Consider the following 18,831-nt stretch of genomic DNA (forward strand, 5'->3'; position numbering starts at 1 on the left):
GGCCGACCTGCCATGTCCACCCTGAGCGAGGACGCCCGGCGCGGGCTTGGCGATATCTGGCCGGCGATGCTGGCGGCCATTCCGATCGGCCTGCTGTTCGGTGCGCTTGCGGCAGGCAAGGGGCTCTCGCCGCTCGAAACCATGGTCATGAGCGTGTTCGTCTTCGCCGGCGGGGCGCAGTTCGCGGCCGTCGAGCTTTGGACGACGCCGGCGCCGATCGGCGCGCTCGTGTTCTCGACGCTTTTGATCAATGCGCGGCACATCCTGATGAGCGCTTCGCTGGTGCCGAAGCTGCAGGGCTTTTCACGCTGGCAGAAGCTGCTGGGTCTCTACTACATGGCCGACGAGAACTGGGCGCTGGCGGAAAAGCGCGCGCGCACGCATCGGCTCACGCCGGCCTACTGGTTCGGGATGCTGAGCCCCTTCGTGGCCTGCTGGATCGCGACCTCGACGCTGGGCGCGGTGGTCGGCGCGGCGCTCGGCGACCCCCGCCGCTTTGGTGCCGATTTCGCCTTCACCGCCCTGTTCATCGCGCTCGTCGCGGCGTTCTGGAAGGGGCGCGTGACGTTCTGGACGGTGGCAGCTGCCGGCATCGCCTCGGCGCTGACCTATCGCTTTGCCGGGCCGCCCTGGCATGTGCTGGCCGGCGCGCTCTGCGGGCTGGCCGCTGCCTGGATCGCGGCAGGCGATGCCACGCCGGAGCCCTCGAAGCCGGAGCCTGCCCAGCCATGACACTCGATCCCCAGACCCTGCTCGCCATTCTCGGCATGGCCATCGCGACCTATGCGACCCGAATTGCCGGGTTGGCACTGGCCGGCCGGCTCGATCTGTCGCCGCGCGAACAGGCCGCCTTCGACGCGATCCCGCCGGCCGTCCTGGTCGCGGTGATCGCGCCGAGCGCGCTCGCGACCGGCTGGCCCGAGACGGCTGCTGCGCTGCTGGCGGCGCTGGCCGCGACGCGGCTGCCACTGCTGGGCGTGGTGGCGGTCGGAGTCGCGGCGGTGGTCGGGTTCAGGGCGCTGATGTAAGGTGCGGGAGCGGCGCCTTGCGTCAGATCATGCCACCGAGCCAGCACCACAAGGACGCCGCCGCGATGGCAAAAGCGGCGAAAAACATACGGGCATCGCGGGGCATGTCCTGCATACGGCATCTCCTTGTCGGAGCCGTTGCATAATCGTTGCCATGTGACGGGCGCGCGACAAGCGCTTGATGTCAGGTCAGGCATTCATTCTTGGCATGACAAGCCCGTGCGGACGGCGAGGGCTCAAAGCGGCAGACAGGCCTTCTCCAGCCAGTCCTTCGCCTCGCCCTCGACCAGCGATGCGAGATTGCCCCAGACTTGGGCGTGATAGGCGTTGATCCAGGCGATCTCACCCTCGTCGAGCAGCTTCAGCTCGATCAAAGCGCGCTCATAGGGGCACCAGGTGATCGTTTCGAAGCCGTAGATGGTGCGGTCGCCGCCGGGGATGGCGCGCTCCTCGACCACGATCAGGTTCTCGATGCGGATGCCGTATTCGCCTTCCTTGTAGTAGCCCGGCTCGTTGGAGAGGATCATGCCGGGTTCGAGCGGCGTGGTGCCGAGCTTGGAGATGCGATGCGGCCCCTCATGCACTGAGAGATAGCTGCCGACGCCGTGGCCGGTGCCGTGGTCGAAATCGAGGCCTGCCTGCCAGAGCGGCAATCGGGCGAAGGCATCGAGCTGCGCTCCCGAAGTGCCCTTGACGAAAAGCGCGCGCGAGATTGCGATATGGCCCTTGAGCACGCGGGTGTAGCGGTCGCGCATCTCGTCGCTGGGCTCGCCGATCGCCATGGTGCGGGTGATGTCGGTGGTGCCGTCCTCGTACTGGCCACCGGAATCGACCAGGAAGATGCCGGGCTCGACCCTGCGGTTGCTGGCCTCGGTAACGCGGTAATGCGGCAGCGCCGCGTTGGGGCCGGCGCCGGCGATGGTGGTGAAGGAGACGTCCTTCAGCAGCCCGGTCTTGGCCCGCTCGGCTTCAAGCGCCGCGACGGTGTCGATCTCGGTGAGCCGCCCGCCCGGCGCCTCGCGCGCCAACCAGGTCAGGAAACGCACCATCGCAGCGCCGTCGCGCAGATGGGCGGCACGCGTGCCAGCCAGCTCCGCCTCGTTCTTGCGCGCCTTCATCAGCGCGATCGGGTCGGTGCCGGGATCGGGCGTGCCGCCGGCCTCGCGGATCAAGGTGGCGAGCGCGGCTGCGGCGGTGGTCGCATCGAGGCGGACCTTGGCGCCGGCCGCGCCCAGGGCGGCGAGCTGCGCTTCCAGCGCGGCGGGCGGCGCGATCTCGCCGACCGCGCCGATGGCGTCGCCTGCCTCGTTGGTGATTTTCTCCGGCGCCAGGAAGACGGTCGGCCGGCCCTCGCGCGGCACGATGGCATAGCCCAGCGGCAGCGGCGTGTGCTCGACATCGCCGCCACGGATGTTGAAGGTCCAGGCCAGCGCATGCGGGTCCGAAACCACCAGCGCGTCGACCTTCGCCTTGGCGAGCGCTTCCTGGATGCGGGCGAGCTTGCTCTGCGTATCCTCGCCGGCGAAATCGGCGCGATGTGCCTTGACCGGAGCGGTCGGGGGCGCCGGGCGATCGGTCCAGAGCGCGTCGATCGGGTTTTGGCTGATCGCGACGAGCGAGCCGCCGGCAGCCGCTGCCGCCTTTTCGAGCTTCGCGACGCCATCGGCCGTGTGCAGCCAGGGATCGTAGCCGAGGCGTCCGCCGGAGGGCAGGTTGGCCTCGATCCAGCGGTCGAGCGGCGTCTCCTCCATGCGCGTCGGCGTGACGACGGCCGTGTCGGTCTGCTCGGCCGACTGGATGGTGTAGCGGCCGTCGACGATCAGCGCGGCCTTATCCGCCAGTACGATGGCGTTGCCGGCCGAGCCGGTGAAGCCTGTGAGCCAGGCGAGGCGCGCCATATGGCCTGGCACATACTCGCCCTGGTGCTCATCGGCGCGTGGCACGATGAAGCCCGCCAGCCCCAGCTTGGCGAGGGCTTGTCGCAACGCGGCGATGCGGGGCGCGACCTCGGCCGGATCACTCGGTTCGGAGAAGGACTGGAAGCGGCAGGCAGGGCGGGTGGCGACAGGCGATTGCGGCATCGAAAGGTCCGGTTCTGGGCGATTTGGGCCATGGTCGCGGCTGCCGCTTCGAAACGCTAGTCCGAAAGCGGATTTCGCGGTGCTTTTCCTGGCGGCGTCAGGCGCTGCGAAATGAGGCGGCGTGCCGCTTTGCTATGCGAATTTAGCGATCGTTAACGAAATATGGCCGAATGCATGCTCTCTGTGCATATCACGCATCTGCGAAGGCCTCTTCTCGCAAGTGCGAAAGAGCCCCACTTTGGTAGCATAAGAGAACGAGGAAGCGACCGGGACTGTCCTTCGTTTCGATTGAGGAGATGGATCCCCATGACCTATGTGCTGAACGATGCCTCCGTCCTGTCTGCGACTGAGGTGACCAAGACTGCCGCGACCGCCAACGGCCCGGGTTTCTGGCAGCGCCTCTATGCTGCGATGATCGAGAGCCGCCGCCGCTCCGCCCTGCGAGAGCTGCGCGCCCACAATTTCCTGATCAACGAATCGGGGATGCTGCTGGGAGGCATTCCGGTCTCGACCGTCTCGAACGACCGCGCGCTGCCGTTCAATCGCTGAGCTTTGCGCTGAGCCTTCGCCTGCCTGACCTGCGCGACGAAACGCGCAGGGTTCTCTTCCGAAATCCGCCGCAGGCTTGAGCCGCGCGGCACAAACTGGACAACCATCATGATCGCCATCATCAAGCATATCGTTGAAACCGTTTTCGACGCCGCCGCCTTCGCCTCCGCCGTCTGGCACGATGCCCGCTCCATGCAGGCTGAGGCCGAAGCCAAGTACGGCCATCTCGGCTTCTGATCGCGCTCCTTCGCGATGCTGGCCGCCTGACGCGACGTTCTGCGCTTCCGGTGCTCACGGACGAAAGTCCGCTCCGCTCCGGTTCTCGAACGCCGCGCCATACGTCTCAGCCTGGCGAAGGATCGGAGCGGTCTGGCTATCGCGGAGCTAGTTCTTCGCGCTGATTATTGGAGGTGGCGTGGCCTTGGGGCTGCGCCGCCTTTTTTCATGACCAGCGTCGCCCAGCCCTCGCGCAGCGACTGGCGGGCGAGATAGAGCCCCTGATGCCGGTAGGTCGAGACGACGCCGGCGACGTCCATCGCCAGCAGGCCCGACAGGATCACCGTGCCGTTGGACGATAGCGCCCGCGCGATCGACGGCGCGAGGCGTCTCAAGGGGCCGGCCAGGATATTGGCGAAGATCAGGTCGAAATGACCGGGGCGGTTGGCCTTGGCGTGACGCAGGCCCGGCGCGACATAGAGATCGAGCCCGTGGGGCGCATGATTGACGCGGGCATTGTGCGCCGCGACCTCGACCGCGATCGCATCGATATCGCCGGCGACGACCTTGCGCTTGATCTGCTTGGCGAGCGCCAAGGCGAGGATACCGGTGCCGGTGCCGACATCGATGGCGCGGCGCGGGCGGCGGCGCTTCAGCTCGGCGTCGAGCGCCAGCAGGCAGCCTGCGGTGGTGCCGTGATGCCCGGTGCCGAAGGCCAGCGCGGCTGGAATCTCGATCCCGATATCGTTGACCCGCACGGCAGTGCGATCATGCTCGCCATGGACGAGGACGCGGCCGGCGCGCACCGGCTTCAGTCCGTCGAGGCTGGCGGCGACCCAGTCCTGCTGGTTCACCGTGGTGAAGGGCGTGGTGTCGATGACATCGCCGACGATCGGGCGGAGCATGTCGCGCACGGCCTCCTCGTCGGGATGCGTGGCGAAATAGATCTCGACCTTCCAGGGCGCGTTCAGTGAGAGCGTCGTGACGCCCGTCTCGATCTCGAAGGCCGAGATCGCGGTTTCCGTAGGGTCGAAGACCTCGCCCAGAAGCTCGGTCAGCGCGCGCGCCTTCTCGCCCGAGGTGGAGAGTTCGAGGACGGTCGCGACCGTCGATGGCAGAAGACCTTCACGCATGGGCTGCGCTTAGCAGGCCCGCCGGCGGTTGTCATGATCCGCCGGCGGGGAGGGCTGTGATGGTCGGGCTCGATCGACCATCACGGGTTCTCAGTATTCACGCGAGGCCAAGGCTTCGAACAGGGTCTCGAGTTGTCCGTTCTTCGCCGCGAAGCGCAGCGGCTTGCAGCGCTCGACGATGACCTCGCCCGAGGCGGGGGCGGCCTCGAGGATCGTCATCACCTCGTCGATGAAGTCGGCGAGCGGCATGGCATCGGGATCGGTCGCCTGCTGCGGGCCAAGCAATTCTGTCTGCACGTAAGGCGGCGCGATCTCGATCACCTCGACCGAGCTGTCCTTGAGCTGGTGGCGCAGGGACATCGACCAAGAATGGATCGCGGCCTTGGTGGCGGAGTAGGTCGGGGTTGCGGCCAGCGGCACGAAGGCGAGGCCCGACGAGACGGTGACGACCGAAGCGCGCGGCTGCGCCAACAGATGCGGCAGCAGCGCCGCGGTCAGCCGGATGGGGCCGAGCAGATTGGTGGCGATGGTCTCCTCGGCGACGGCGAGGTCGACTTGCGTCTCCGGCCGCATGATGCCGGCATTGTTGATCACGACGTTGAGCACCGGAAAGCGCTCGACCGCCTGCTTGGCGAAGGCGGCGATATCGGCCTTGTCCTGGATGTCGAGCAGCATCGACTGCATTCCGGGATTGGCCTCGGTGACCTCGTCCAGAACGCGCTCGCGGCGGCCGGCAATGATGACGGTGTTGCCCTTGGCATGCAGGGCTTCGGCGAGCCCGCGGCCGATGCCAGAGCCGCCGCCGGTGATCAGGATGGTGTTGCCTGTGATGTTCATCGCTTGTGTCCTTTCGCGATCGCGCTTTCGTGGTTGCGCTGGACACAGCTAGGACCGATGCTCTCCGAACGAAAGAAGGCACTAGAAAGTTCTATACGCACCAGAAGGAGAGTGTCCGATGCCGACGATCCGTGAAGCCGTTGCGGCCATGCAGACGCAGGGCGGGCTGATGCATATCGAGGTCAGCCCGGAGGTCGATGCGCTGGTGCGCGACGTCATCGGCCAGATCGCCGACAAATGGACCATGCTGATCCTGGAGGCGCTGGAGGAGCACGGCACGCTGCGATTCACGCAGGTTGGCCGCATCGTCGGCGGCATCAGCCAGAAGATGCTGACCAAGACGCTGCGGCAGATGGAGTGCGACGGGCTGATCACCCGCAAGGTGCATCCGGTGATCCCCCCGCATGTCGATTACACGATGACGGAGATCGGCGGCGAACTCACGGCGGCGTTCTGCGGGGTCTGGGTCTGGGCCGAGACCTATCACGCGCAGGTCGAGGCGGCGCGGGCTGCGTTCAAGGCGCGGGAGGGGCGGTGAGGGGGATAGCGAACGATCATGCCGCCTTGCGCGCGCGCATTCAGCCTCGTGGCCTCCTGCGCGACAGAGCGCAGTCGAAGACCTTGACCCTCCCTGGCGATGCTTCGGCCTGATGGCTCACTTGCAATTGACTTCGAAAAAGCGATGACCGACTCTACAGGGACGCAATCGGCTATTGCAAAGAATAGGATTGTTTTTCTATGAGCGGGACGCATGCGTTCGATGTCGAATTTATCTTCGAGCCCAGGAATGTTGTTTCTCCAGAGCCGTTCTATGTTATTGTCAACGCCAGCGGCGATGAATTTATCATTGATTTTCTGAAGATTGCCCGCGCTCCTGGGCAATTTTTGGGCAAGATTACTCACCCTTCGGAGGTTGGTGATCCTGCGGTCGACATTTTCGTCGATCCCGTCACATGGCTTTCCAGTTCTGACAGCCTCTATGTCGAGGGTGCGCGCCTGCGCGTGCTGATGTATTTCGCGGACGATCCGACTGCCTATTTCGATTTTGCAAAGGCCTGCGGACCGGCACTCGGCGATCTCATCCACAAAGGACGACTGACGGCCGACGCGGCGCGCGCCTTGACGCCTTACCTTGAGAACTGGGTCATGAGCCGGTCTGTCGCGGGGCGCGTGCTGCCCTACACCTATTATCACGTCAAGGATTATGCCGGTTTGATCGCGGCCAATACCGCGAAGATCAGCAAGGTTTTCTCCGTTCTTGCCGACGACGAATCACGGTCCGACTATGCCAGGGTCCTCTACGGAACCAACGAGCAGTATATCGATGCTTTCGTCAAAAAGGTCTTCGGCTTTCAGCAGTACAACGAGATCGTTCATATCCGTCCCGGGATGAACATCATTAATGTGGGCGTCGGTTCTGGAAATGAGGTCTGGTACTTCCTCGCCAAGATGAAAGGGCAAGGGCGGATCTTCAATTTCGATCCCATGACCTCCCTGGATCAGAACGCGTTCACTCATGCCTATCAGGTTTATTATAATTTCTTCTCGAATAATCATTTTCTGCTGGGCAACACGGACGGGGAGGTCAGTGCCGGCATCGGCATGTGGGGGATGGTCTATACCGGGCCCGGGCTGAACAAGGCGGACGACATTCAGTTCCGCACAAGCCGCATCGATACGCTGTTCCGCGAAGGTGCGATTCCGCGCTTCGACTACCTGAAGATGGATGTCGAAGGCGCCGAACTCGACATTCTCAAGGGGGGCATCGAGGCGATCAAGGCCTGCCGCCCGATGATCGCGGTCACGATCTATCACGAGGCGGAGCATTTCTGGGACTTCCCGATCTACCTCATCGACGAGTTGGAGAACTACCGGTTCTACGTGCGTCAATACGGCTATAGCCGGTTCGAAACGCTGCTCTATGCCATTCCCGCCGAGGATGTCGGCAGTCTTTCGGGGCATGAGGTTCCGCAGCTTTCCTTGACCCGCGGTGCCGAGCCGAAGAACACCGGGCTTCGCAGCTATTTCAAGGACGTGACGCCACGCACCGGCTTCAACGGCCAGACGCGTTATGTGCTGACCCGAGCACAAGGGTCGAGCTGGGACACCGCCCAGCTAACGCCCGGGCCGGAGATCCATCCTGAAGAGGTACTCGGGATCGTCGAGGGCAAGGATGCGAGCACGATCATCACCCGGCACAAGCAGGGTGACGGCCATCTGATCTCCGTCGGCCGTTTCAGCGATCCCGCCACGCTGACCTGGGTTGCGCAGCAGGGCGCTAGCACGCGGGTGTTTGCTCCCGTTTTCGGTGCGGACGATGGTGGCCCGCTCTATGCCGAGCATGACCGGGCCGCCGGTACGCTCCATACCGTGACCGTCGATGGCGCCGCGTTCAAGTTGACGTGCCATGCTAGCGAGCGGAGGCCGGTTCTGGCCGTTTCGGTCGGCAGCCGGATGTCGGGGCTGTTGGTCAGCGGCGATGATGGCGCGGCGATCTGGGTTAGCGGCGGCACCGAGACACGGCTTGCGCTCCCTGGTCCGGTTGAGACGGTGACCTCTGCGAGTACCGTCGGCGAAACGGGCCTCGTCTATACGATCGGCATCGTGATCGCCCCGATCGATCGCAAGGGACGCGCTATCTATCCTCTGCTGGCGAACGGCCAATTGGGGGAGGCGATGGTTCTCGATGTAGCCGAGCTGACGGTCGTCACGACAACGGTAGCCTGACAGCGAAAAGGCCGGCCGAAACGCCGCCGGGGTCGCTGGTGGTAAAGCGCCTGTACAGCCCGGATCGGATGCCCTGGCGTCAGGCGTCTCCTGGGCGCGCTGCCAGCCGGGCGTGTTGTAGCTGGAGCCGAAGTTCCATGCGGTTGAAGCGCGAGGCGCCGTAGCCGCCCTGGCTATAGTTGGACGCCGCCTGCACGACCTCGACATGCTCCTCGGGCGGTTCGTCGTGACGGCGATGGCCACGTCGATGTTGCCCTTCACCGCGTTCGAATAACGGGGCACCTCGCATGCGCCGCCTGCACGACCTCCTCGGCAGTCGCCTGATCGAGTCCGATGATCGCGACGTCGAGCGTCACCGAAAGCACGAAACCGCCGCTGCCATTCGGCGACAAGGCGACCTCGGCGATCACGACGATGTCGTCGTCCTTCACCTTGGCCGTCCTGTTGCGGGTGGCGTGGATCATCGCATTCTCGAAGCAGGCCGCATAGCCTGCGGCAAACAGCTCCGGATTGGTCGCGCCGCCCTTGCCGCCTATCGGCTTGGGCAGCCCGAGCGGAAGATCCAGAAGGCCGCCATCGCTGCGCACGGTGCCGCTGCGGCCGCCGACCGCAGTGACTGGCGCTGTAAAGCGCAGCCATGGTTTCGGTCCGATCAGATCATGGCCGACATGCCGAGTGCGCGGAGCATGTCATTTTGAACAGAGGAGACGCCCTCGTTCAGCCGTTCCACGCCGAGATCCATGCCCTCGGGCATGACGACCGTGCGCAACGGGCGCCGTTCCGTAGCTTCGACCAGCCGCGCGATGGCGTCGGCGACCAATTGAGGGCGCGGCGGATTGGCAGGATCATGCGAGCGGGCGGAGTCCGCTTTGATCTGCCCCGGGATCGCCGCGACCGCCCCATAGGACGCCAGCACGCCTTCGTCTGACGGCTCTGGACTGGATGACAGCAGGTTGCTGGGGAACGGCCCCGGCTCGACGATCACCGAGTCGACGCCGAAGCTCGACAGTTCGTAGCGATAGGACTCGGCGAGCGCCTCAAGCGCAAATTTGCTCGCGGAATAGACACCGAAGAAGGGGAAGATCAGTCGGCCCATCAACGACGAGACATGGACGAGAAGTCCGCTGCCGGCGGCGCGCATATGCGGCAGAACGGCGCGGTCGGCTCGCACGGCGCCGAAGAAGTTGACCGCGAACTGCCGCTCGATATCAGCGACCGTATAGGCTTCCGTGATGCCGATGAACATCGTTCCCGCATTGTTGATCAGGACATCGATCTTTCCATGCTGCTTGACGACATGGTCGATCGCCGACTTGACCGATGCCTCATCGACGACATCCATTTCCAGGACCTGCAGCGCCTTGCCTTCCGCTTTGGCAGCTTCGATCAACTCGCTCCGGACCTGACTATTTCGCCCATCGACATCGCGCATGGTCGCGATGACGGTATGTCCGCGTCTGGCGAGCTCCAGCACGGTCAGCTTCCCGAAGCCACTGCTCGCGCCGGTCACGACAACAATTTTCTTGTCCATCTTAGGGTCCTTCATAATCATTTTGGAGGGCATTGCCGCCTAATAGACAGACCTGTATGTCCATTGCAATCGAAAAATAGACAGATTAGTCTGTCTATGCGTTGATGGGCCGTTCGGATCCATGAGGGACGACGATGCAAGAGGTGCTGGATTTCGCGAGTGTGGAGGCGCAGCCGCTTCACGCGCTCGCCCCACGAGACCGAATCCTGAAGACGGCGTCGGACTTGTTCTATCGGTTCAGCATCCATACCGTCGGAGTGGATCGCATCATCGCCGAAAGCGGCGTGGCCAAGATGACGTTCTACAAGCACTTCCCGTCAAAGGCCGACCTGATCGCTACGTATCTGCGGCTCAAGAGCGCCGTCTGGTTCCAGATGCTTGCAACCGCGACCGAGAAAGCCGGCCTGTCGCCGCTGGAGCGCGTTCTGGCCATCTTCGACGCGCTGGAGGAGTCGTTTCGATCCCCGTCGTTCCGCGGCTGTCCGTTCGTGAAAGGACTGGCCGAGTTCGGACCGGACGCCAATTCTCCCGACGTGCAGGCGCTCATCGCCGCCTATTTCAAGGGCTTGCATGAGTTCGTGGCGTCGCTGGTCGTGCCTTTGGCATTGAGCAGGCCTGAACAGGCCGTGCTCCAGATCCTGTCCCTCATCCAGGGCTCGATCGTGATCGCACAATCGACGCGCGCCCCGACCGTGGCAGAGGCAAGCCGCGATGCGGCCAGATCGTTGCTCGGGAGTGCCAATGGAGATTGATACGCCCTTCACCCCGCCTTCTGCACGAAACTATCCAGCACCATCTTGCGCCCGGCCTTGTCGAAATCCACCGTCAGCTTGTTGCCGTCGACTGATGCAACCGAGCCGTTGCCGAACTTGATGTGGAAGACGCGGGCGCCGGCGTCGTAGGCCGATGAGCCCGACGATTTCGCGGTCAGTTCGCCCTCGATCAGCAACGGGCCGCGCTGGCGGGCGCCTCCAAAATTGCTGCCGCCGAAGCCGCTGCCGCTTTCGGAAAAGCCCGAGCCGCCGCCTCTGGCCTTATTCTCCTGCGCGCGCTGCCAGCCGGGCGTGTTGTAGCTGGAGCCGAAGCTTTCCATGCGGTCGAAGCGCGAGGCGCCGTAGCCGCTCTGGCTGTAGTTGGAAGCCGCCTGGACGACCTCGACATGCTCCTCGGGCAGTTCGTCGATGAAGCGCGACGGCAGGTTCGACTGCCAGAGCCCATGAATCCGGCGGTTTGAGGCGAAGTAGAGCTTCAGTCGCTTGCGCGCGCGCGTCAGGCCGACATGGGCGAGGCGGCGTTCCTCCTCCAGCCCGGCGCGGCCGCTCTCGTCGAGCGCGCGCTGGTTGGGGAATAGGCCTTCCTCCCAGCCGGGCAGGAAGACGGTGTCGAACTCCAGCCCCTTGGCGCCGTGAAGGGTCATGATCGAGACGCGCTCGGTGACATCGCCGTTGTCGGCATCCATCACCAGCGAGACATGTTCGAGGAAGGCCGGCAGGTCGGGGAACTCGTCGAGCGAGCGCACCAGTTCCTTGAGGTTTTCCAGACGCCCGGCGGCATCGGCCGAGCGGTCCTTCTGCCACATCTCGGTGTAGCCGCTCTCCTCCAGTACGAGCTCGGCGAGCTCGCCCTGCGGCATGTGCTCGGCTCTGCCTGACCAGCGGCCAAAGGCCTCGACGAGTTCGCGCAGGGCGGTGCGGGCCTTGGGCTTGAGCTCGTCGCTCTCGACGATGGCGCGGGCCGATTGCAGCAGCGAGAAACCGGTGGCGCGGGCGTGGTTGTGCAGGATCTGGATGGTGGCGTCGCCCAGCCCGCGCTTGGGCACGTTGACGATGCGCTCGAAGGCGAGGTCGTCGGTGGGCGAGACGACGCAGCGCAGATAGGCCATGGCGTCGCGGATTTCGGCGCGCTCATAGAAGCGCGGGCCGCCGATGACGCGATAGGGCACGCCGGTCTGGACGAAGCGTTCTTCCAGTTCGCGCATCTGGGCGGAGATGCGCACCAGCACGGCGATCTGCGAGAGGTTGTCGCCCTTCGACTGCATCGCCTCGATCTCGTCGGTGATCAGCCGGGCTTCTTCCTGGCTGTCCCAGGCGCCGGTGATGGTGACCTTCTCACCGGCCTCGTCCTCCGTGCGCAGGGTCTTGCCGAGACGGGTCTCGTTGCGGGCGATCAGCTTCGAGGCGGTGGCAAGGATATGCCCGGTGGAGCGGTAGTTGCGCTCCAGCCGGACCACCACGGCACCGGGAAAATCGTGCTCGAAGCGCAGGATGTTGTCGACCTCGGCGCCACGCCAGCCATAGATCGATTGGTCGTCATCGCCGACGCAGGCGATGTTGCGCCGGCCCTGGGCGAGCAGCCTGAGCCAGAGATACTGGGCCGTGTTGGTGTCCTGGTACTCGTCGACGAGGATGTAGCGGAAGCGCTCGTGATAGGTTGCGAGCACGTCCGCGTGGTCGCGGAACAACGTCAGGCAATGCAGCAGCAGATCGCCGAAATCGACGGCGTTCAGGCTCTTCAGCCGATCCTGATAGGCGGCATAGAGCTTGCCGCCCTTGCCATTGGCGAAGACGGCAGCCTCGCCCGGCGCGACGTCCTTGGGTGCCAGCCCGCGATTCTTCCAGCTATCGATGAAGCCCGCCAGCATGCGGCCGGGCCAGCGCTTCTCGTCGATGCCCTCGGCCGCGATCACCTGCTTCATCAGCCGGATCTGGTCGTCGGTATCGAGGATGGTGAAGTCCGAGCGCAGATCGAGCAGTTCGGCGTGGCGGCGCAGAATCTTGGCCGAGATCGAGTGGAAGGTGCCGAGCCAGGGCATGCCCTCGGCGACCGGGCCGACGAGATGGGCGACGCGCTCCTTCATCTCGCGCGCCGCCTTGTTGGTGAAGGTGACGGAGAGGATCTGCGAGGGGTAGGCGCGGTTGGTCGCGATCAGATGGGCGATGCGGGTGGTGAGCACGCGGGTCTTGCCGGTGCCGGCGCCGGCGAGCACCAGCACAGGGCCGTCCGTTGCCTCGACCGCCTGGCGCTGCTCGGGGTTCAGCCCGGACAGATAGCTCGCGGCGGGCGCGGCGGCGGCGCGCGCGGCAAGGCCGCCGGGGCGGGGCAGGGGGGCTGAGGTGGTGCTCGGGTCGGACAAGGGGCAGCGTACTCGATCGTGATTCGTTCTCACGTCAATATAGGGGCTTCGGTCGACGATTGCGCCCTTTCACGGGAGGAGATTCAGCATGGCGAGCCGCATTGATCCCATGCCGGCCTGGGAGGTCACCAACCAGGTTCTGCCGCTTGCCGATTACGACGCCTATGCCGCCGATCCGGTGCTGCCGGCCGCGATGGCGGCTTTCGAGGCCGATTGGGCGGGCGAGCGCCTGCACGAGGCCGGGCGCAGCGTCGGCTCGGCCGAGGTCCAGGAACTGGCCCGGCTGGCCAACCGCTTCACGCCGGAACTGCGCACGCATGACCGCTTTGGCCATCGCATCGACGAGATCGCCTTCCACCCGGCCTGGCACGAGCTGATGTCGCTGGCGATCGGGCAGGAGACCCATGCGCTGTGCTGGAATCGGCCGGGACCCGGCGCACAGGTGGCGCGCGCCGGTCTGCAATATCTCTGGTACGGTGCCGAGAGTGGCATCTGCTGCCCGATCAGCATGACCTATTCGGCGATTCCGGTGCTGAAGCAGGATGCGGCGCGTTGGGCGGAATGGGGCGCGCTCATCACCTCCGCCAGCTATGACAAGCGGCAGGGCCCGGCTGCGGCCAAGATCGGAGCGACGGTCGGCATGGCGATGACCGAGACGCAGGGCGGCTCGGATCTGCGGCAGACGCAGACCGTCGCAAGCGACAACCGCGACGGCACCTGGTCGATCAGCGGGCAGAAATGGTTCTTCTCCGTGCCGCATTCGGATGTCTTCCTGACGCTGGCGCGGACGCAGGAGGGCGTCTCCTGCTTCGTCGTGCCGGGCTGGCTGCCTGACGGTTCGCGCAACGGCGTCGCGATCCAGCGGCTCAAGGACAAATGCGGCAACCGCTCGAACGCCTCGTCCGAGGTCGAGTTTCGCGGCGCGCTCGGCCATATGCTGGGCGAGCCGGGGCGCGGGCTGCGTACGGGCCTCAGCATGAACCACAATACGCGGCTCGACATCGCGGCGGCTTCCGCCGGGCTGATGCGGCAGGCGGTGGCGCAGGCGGCGCATCACGCCACGCATCGGCGCGCCTTCCAGCGGGCACTGATCGACCAGCCGATCATGCAGAATGTGCTGGCCGATCTCAGCCTTGAGGCGGAGGCCGCGGCCTGGCTCGCCTTCCGCCTTTTTGCGGCGGTGGACCGGCAGGAGACGTCGGAGAGTGAGCGGCTGCTGGCGCGGATCGGCGCGCCCGTCGCGAAATACTGGGTCGCCAAGCGCACGCCGGCCGTGGTCGTCGAGGCGCTGGAATGCATCGGCGGCAACGGCTTCATCGAGGAACACCCGCTGGCGAGGCACTATCGCGAGGCGCCACTGAACTCGGTCTGGGAAGGCTCGGGCAATGTGATCTGCCTCGACGTGCTGCGCTCGCTGGAGCGTGAGCCGGGGGCTCTCGAGGCGCTGCTGAGCGAGTTGCGCCAGGCCAGAGGGGCCGATCGCCGCTACGATGCGGCGCTGGTTGCGCTTGAGGCCGCGCTACCGGAACTCACCCGTCACGAAGGGCAGGCACGGCGGCTGGTCGAGCGGCTGGCGCTGATGCTGCAGGCCTGCCTGCTGCTGCGCCACGCATCGACGGTCGTCGCCGACGCCTTCGTCGCGAGCCGTCTGGAAGGCGGCTGGTCCGGTCATTTCGGCGATCTGCCGGCGTCGGTGGATGTGGCGGCGTTGGCGCGAAGGGCGGTGCCGGTGATCGGTTGAGGCGGGGATAGCGCGGGGAACCCTCTCCCGTAGGGAGAGGGTAGGGTGAGGGGTCGGCCGTTGGACGTTTGGCCGTGGCCTGACCGCTGGCTCGCTGTGAGGTTGGGGCTCAACTGGTCCAGGGACCAGCACCTCACCCCTGCCCCTCTCCTTACAGGAGAGGGGTTCCCCGCGCTTTCTGGACCCGCCGCTCAGGCTTCCGCCGGCACGAAATCCATCGCCACGCCGTTGATGCAGTAGCGCAGGCCGGTCGGGGGCGGGCCGTCCGGGAAGACGTGGCCGAGATGGCCGCCGCAATTGGCACAGTGGACCTCGGTGCGGACCATGCCGAACTTGCGATCCTCGGTGACGCCGACGGCGTCTTCCAGCGGCTGGTCGAAGCTCGGCCAGCCGGTGCCGCTCTCGAATTTCTTGCCGGATTTGAACAGGGGCTGGCCGCAGCCGACGCAGGAGAAGGTGCCGGCGCGCTTTTCGTAGTTCAGGGCGCAGGAGCCAGGCCGCTCGGTGCCATGGCCGCGCAGCACGCCGTACTGCTCAGGCGTGAGCTTCGCCCGCCACTCGGCATCGGTCAGCTCATAGGGGAAGTGCTCCTCGGGTGCCTTTTCGCCGCCGAACATGCTCATCAGTCCCATCGTGCTCTCCTTTCCGCTGCGCGGGGTGTCGCTGACATCAGCCGCGCTCGTCGGAAGCCAATATGGCGATTGATCGGCCGAATTTCAGCAGGGCCGCCGCCGAAAGGCTTCACGATCCTGTTGGAGCCTCCTGCTCAGGCGTTGTCGCCGGCGATCGCCGCGATGACGGCGTCCGTTACCTGCCGGGTCGTGGCCTTGCCGCCGAGATCGGGCGTGTGGAAGGCCGGGTCTGCCGTGACCCGCTCGATCGCGCGCATCAGCCGGGCGGAGGCCGCCGGCTCACCGAGATGGTCGAGCATCATCGTCGCCGTCCAGAAGGTGCCGATCGGGTTGGCAATGCCCTTGCCTGCGATGTCGAAGGCCGAGCCATGGATCGGCTCGAACATCGAGGGGAAGGCGCGCTCGGGGTTGAGGTTGGCCGTCGGCGCGATGCCGAGCGAACCCGCCAGCGCGGCGGCGAGGTCCGAGAGGATGTCGGCATGGAGATTGGTCGCGACGATGGTGTCGATGCTGCCCGGCTTGATCACCATGCGCATGGTCATGGCATCGACCAGCATCTTGTCCCAGGTCACATCGGGGAATTCGGCCGCGATCTCGGCGGCGATCTCGTCCCACATCACCATGGCGTGGCGCTGGGCGTTGGACTTGGTCACGACCGTCAGCAGCTTGCGGGGCCGCGACTGCGCCAGCCGGAAGGCGAAGCGGATGATGCGGGCGACGCCGCTGCGCGTCATCATCGAGACGTCGGTGGCGACCTCCTCGGGGAAGCCCTTGTGGACGCGGCCGCCGACGCCGGCATATTCGCCCTCCGAGTTCTCGCGCACGATCACCCAGTCGAGCTCCGGCCCGGAGACGGCGCGCAGAGGCGAGGTGATGCCGGGCAGGACGCGGGTCGGGCGGACATTGGCGTATTGGTCGAAGGGCTGGCAGATCGCCAGCCTGAGGCCCCAGAGCGAGACGTGGTCGGGCACGTCGGGCGCCCCGACGGCGCCGAAGAAGATCGCGTCATGGTCCTTGATCTGCTCGCGGCCATCGACCGGCATCATCAGCCCGGTGCGCTTGTAGTAGTCCGAACCCCAGTCGAAATGGTCGAACGCGAAGCTGAACGCGCCATCGCGCTGCGCCAGTGCCTGCAGCACCTCGATGCCGGCTGCGATGACCTCGACGCCGATGCCGTCGCCCGGAATGGCCGCGATGCGATGGGTCTTCATGGTCCGTTCCTTCATTATAAGTCTGCCGCCAATGCAGACTCTCGCCGTCATCCCGGGCGCAGCGCAGCGGAGACCCGGGATCCATGCCTGAACCGTTCCGGCATGGATCCCGGATCGACGCCGCTTCGCGGCTTGTCCGGGATGACGGCGCGCCCTTTCTGAGAGCGACTGAGCTGCAAGTCAAGAATCCATTGCAGCTTCCATGGAAGATGCTAACGTCGTTTCAGGGAGAGCGGAATGGCGGTACGCGGCAAGCTGATCGAGCAGGCGAACGAGCGGGGCCCGAGCCTCGTCGACAGCGCCTATGCTGCGTTGAAGCAGGCCATCCGCGACAGCGTCTTCGCGCCAGGCTATCAGGCCTCGGCCGGAGAACTGGCGCTGCGGCTGGGCGTCAGCCGGACGCCGGTGCATGAGGCGGCGCTGCGCCTGCAGGAGGAGGGGCTGGTCCGCATCCTGCCCAAGCGCGGCATCCTGATCTGCGCGCTGGCGCCGCACGACATCGCCGAGATCTACGAGGTTCTGATCGCGATCGAGGCGGGGGCTGCCGAGCTTTCGGCGAAGCTGTCCGAGCCTGCCCGCATCGCGCTCGCCGACGATCTCGATCGCGAGACGGACGGGATGGCGCGCGCGCTCGCCGCCGGAGATCTTGCGGCGTGGGGACGGGCCGACGAGGCGTTTCACCGGCTGCTGGTCGAACGCTGCGGCAACGGTCGCTTCGCACGCATCATCCAGACGGTTAACGACCAATCGCATCGGGCGCGCATGCTGACGCTGCGGCTGCGGCCACGCCTGCCATCCTCGGAACTGGAACATCGCGCCACCAGCGATGCCATCCGGCACGGGCTGTCGGGGCTCGCCCGCGAGGCGGCCCGGCGGCATCGCATCCGGGCGCGCGACGAATTGCTGCCGCTGATCGAGAGCGTCGGATTGCGGCACATGTAAGAGAATTTAACCGCCGAAGACCGCGGCAAACGCGGCAAAAATCAAACGGGAGGAAACACCAATGCGTCGCCTGACCCTGGCCCTCAGGGCCGCCTTTGCCATATTTCCATTGGCCATGGCTGCCGCGCCCGCTTTGGCGCAGAGCTATCCCTTGCGTTCGATCACCATGATCGTGCCCTTCGCTGCGGGCGGGCCGACCGATGTGATCGCGCGCATCGTCTCCGACCATATGGGCCGCACGCTTGGCCAGTCGATCATCGTCGAGAACGTCGCCGGCGCCGGCGGCACGACCGGCTCGCTGCGCGTCGCGCGCGCGACGGCCGATGGCTACACCGTGATCATGGGCAATCTCGGCACGCATTCGGCCTCGGTCGGGCTTTATCCGAATCTGGCCTACGACCCGCGTACCGATTTCGCACCCGTCATCAACACGGCGGGCACGCCGATGCTGATCTCGGCGCATAAGGACTTTCCGGCCAACACGCTGCAGGAGTTCGTCGCCCTGCTGAAGGCCGATCCGTCCAAATACAATTACGGCCATGGCGGCATCGGCTCGACCTCGCACCTGACCTGCGTGTTCTTCCACTATCTGATCAAGGCGCCGGTGCAGCAGGTGCCGTTCCGGGGCTCGGGGCCAGCCATGAACGCGCTGCTGGCCAAGCAGCTCGACTATGTCTGCGACCAGACCGTGGGCATCGTGCCGCAATTGGGCAGCCTCAAGACCTATGTCGTCGCCACGCCCAAGCGGCTCGACGTCGCCAAGGATGTGCCGACCAGCGCAGAGGGCGGTCTGCCCGAGTTCCAGGCCGTCGGCTGGAATGCGATCTTCGCGCCAAAGGACACGCCGAAAGAGATCGTCGACAAGCTCAACGCGGCCGGCCGCGCCGCGCTCGCAGATGCCGGGGTCCGCGCCCGGCTGCTCGAACTCGGCTGCGTCATTCCCGACGATGCCGGCCAGAGTTCGGCGGCGCTCGGGGCCCATGTCCGCGCCGAGGTCGACAAATGGACGCCGGTGATCAAGGCGGCCGGCGTCACGGCGCAGTAACGGCTCGTCACCCAACCGTCACGCG

Annotated in this window: 18 protein-coding genes; 10 read left to right on the top strand and 8 right to left on the bottom strand. The window is 65.6% G+C overall.

The features are described 5' to 3' along the window. The first annotated feature begins 12 nt into the window (after positions 1-12). Positions 13-732: an AzlC family ABC transporter permease gene (locus AC1DYU_RS00200; protein ID WP_476789904.1), complete on the top strand. Its 720-nt coding sequence runs from the start codon at positions 13-15 to the stop codon at positions 730-732. Beyond that, on the top strand, positions 729-1,028 hold the full coding sequence (locus tag AC1DYU_RS00205) for an AzlD family protein (protein ID WP_476789905.1): 300 nt from the start codon (positions 729-731) through the stop codon (positions 1,026-1,028). Before AC1DYU_RS00200 ends, AC1DYU_RS00205 begins: the two co-directional genes overlap by 4 nt. A 236-nt stretch (positions 1,029-1,264) precedes the next feature. Here AC1DYU_RS00205 and AC1DYU_RS00210 read toward each other — a convergent pair whose 3' ends face one another. Further along, positions 1,265-3,109, bottom strand: a complete 1,845-nt coding sequence (locus AC1DYU_RS00210; RefSeq protein ID WP_476789906.1) for an aminopeptidase P family protein — start codon at positions 3,107-3,109, stop codon at positions 1,265-1,267. A gap of 306 nt (positions 3,110-3,415) precedes the next feature. Between AC1DYU_RS00210 and AC1DYU_RS00215 the strand changes: the two genes are divergently transcribed. Both AC1DYU_RS00215 and AC1DYU_RS00220 read left to right on the top strand, forming a co-directional pair. Next, entirely contained in the window at positions 3,416-3,658 is a 243-nt protein-coding gene (locus AC1DYU_RS00215) for a hypothetical protein (RefSeq protein ID WP_158486443.1), read from the top strand. 108 nt (positions 3,659-3,766) lie between these two features. Next, positions 3,767-3,895 (top strand): hypothetical protein, encoded by a 129-nt coding sequence (locus tag AC1DYU_RS00220; RefSeq protein ID WP_476789907.1) that lies wholly within the window; start codon positions 3,767-3,769, stop codon positions 3,893-3,895. Positions 3,896-4,059: 164 nt separating this feature from the next. Here the strand turns inward: AC1DYU_RS00220 and AC1DYU_RS00225 are convergent, their stop codons facing one another. Both AC1DYU_RS00225 and AC1DYU_RS00230 read right to left on the bottom strand, forming a co-directional pair. Beyond that, the gene (locus tag AC1DYU_RS00225) at positions 4,060-5,007 is read right to left on the bottom strand and encodes a 50S ribosomal protein L11 methyltransferase (RefSeq protein WP_476789908.1); all 948 of its coding nucleotides are present in this window, start codon (positions 5,005-5,007) and stop codon (positions 4,060-4,062) included. 90 nt (positions 5,008-5,097) lie between these two features. Next, positions 5,098-5,844 (bottom strand): SDR family oxidoreductase, encoded by a 747-nt coding sequence (locus AC1DYU_RS00230; RefSeq protein WP_476789909.1) that lies wholly within the window; start codon positions 5,842-5,844, stop codon positions 5,098-5,100. Positions 5,845-5,962: 118 nt separating this feature from the next. On the opposite strand from AC1DYU_RS00230, the gene AC1DYU_RS00235 reads away from it, so the two are divergent. Continuing rightward, positions 5,963-6,382, top strand: coding sequence for a winged helix-turn-helix transcriptional regulator (locus tag AC1DYU_RS00235; RefSeq protein ID WP_158486440.1), 420 nt, complete (start codon positions 5,963-5,965; stop codon positions 6,380-6,382). Between the two features lie 200 nt (positions 6,383-6,582). Beyond that, complete coding sequence (locus AC1DYU_RS00240; protein WP_476789910.1) at positions 6,583-8,571, top strand: FkbM family methyltransferase; 1,989 nt, start codon at positions 6,583-6,585, stop codon at positions 8,569-8,571. 257 nt (positions 8,572-8,828) lie between these two features. Here AC1DYU_RS00240 and AC1DYU_RS00245 read toward each other — a convergent pair whose 3' ends face one another. Both AC1DYU_RS00245 and AC1DYU_RS00250 read right to left on the bottom strand, forming a co-directional pair. Further along, positions 8,829-9,158: an Ohr family peroxiredoxin gene (locus AC1DYU_RS00245; protein ID WP_476789911.1), complete on the bottom strand. Its 330-nt coding sequence runs from the start codon at positions 9,156-9,158 to the stop codon at positions 8,829-8,831. Between the two features lie 65 nt (positions 9,159-9,223). Further along, positions 9,224-10,102: an SDR family oxidoreductase gene (locus AC1DYU_RS00250; RefSeq protein ID WP_476789912.1), complete on the bottom strand. Its 879-nt coding sequence runs from the start codon at positions 10,100-10,102 to the stop codon at positions 9,224-9,226. Positions 10,103-10,236: 134 nt separating this feature from the next. Between AC1DYU_RS00250 and AC1DYU_RS00255 the strand changes: the two genes are divergently transcribed. Beyond that, entirely contained in the window at positions 10,237-10,854 is a 618-nt protein-coding gene (locus AC1DYU_RS00255; RefSeq protein WP_476789913.1) for a TetR/AcrR family transcriptional regulator, read from the top strand. An 8-nt stretch (positions 10,855-10,862) separates the two neighbouring features. Here the strand turns inward: AC1DYU_RS00255 and AC1DYU_RS00260 are convergent, their stop codons facing one another. Then, positions 10,863-13,235 (bottom strand): ATP-dependent helicase, encoded by a 2,373-nt coding sequence (locus AC1DYU_RS00260; RefSeq protein ID WP_476789914.1) that lies wholly within the window; start codon positions 13,233-13,235, stop codon positions 10,863-10,865. An 88-nt stretch (positions 13,236-13,323) separates the two neighbouring features. Between AC1DYU_RS00260 and AC1DYU_RS00265 the strand changes: the two genes are divergently transcribed. Beyond that, positions 13,324-14,976 (top strand): acyl-CoA dehydrogenase family protein, encoded by a 1,653-nt coding sequence (locus AC1DYU_RS00265; RefSeq protein WP_476789915.1) that lies wholly within the window; start codon positions 13,324-13,326, stop codon positions 14,974-14,976. Positions 14,977-15,167: 191 nt separating this feature from the next. Here the strand turns inward: AC1DYU_RS00265 and msrB are convergent, their stop codons facing one another. Next, complete coding sequence (gene msrB / locus AC1DYU_RS00270) at positions 15,168-15,599, bottom strand: peptide-methionine (R)-S-oxide reductase MsrB (protein WP_476790688.1); 432 nt, start codon at positions 15,597-15,599, stop codon at positions 15,168-15,170. Between the two features lie 143 nt (positions 15,600-15,742). Beyond that, complete coding sequence (locus AC1DYU_RS00275; RefSeq protein ID WP_476789916.1) at positions 15,743-16,819, bottom strand: tartrate dehydrogenase; 1,077 nt, start codon at positions 16,817-16,819, stop codon at positions 15,743-15,745. Between the two features lie 237 nt (positions 16,820-17,056). On the opposite strand from AC1DYU_RS00275, the gene AC1DYU_RS00280 reads away from it, so the two are divergent. Together AC1DYU_RS00280 and AC1DYU_RS00285 are read left to right on the top strand one after the other, a co-directional pair. Then, positions 17,057-17,761, top strand: coding sequence for a GntR family transcriptional regulator (locus AC1DYU_RS00280; RefSeq protein WP_476789917.1), 705 nt, complete (start codon positions 17,057-17,059; stop codon positions 17,759-17,761). A 61-nt stretch (positions 17,762-17,822) separates the two neighbouring features. After that, on the top strand, positions 17,823-18,806 hold the full coding sequence (locus AC1DYU_RS00285) for a tripartite tricarboxylate transporter substrate-binding protein (RefSeq protein WP_476789918.1): 984 nt from the start codon (positions 17,823-17,825) through the stop codon (positions 18,804-18,806). The last annotated feature ends 25 nt before the right edge of the window (positions 18,807-18,831 follow it).

Source organism: Allobosea sp. P2_B12, assembly GCF_056404835.1.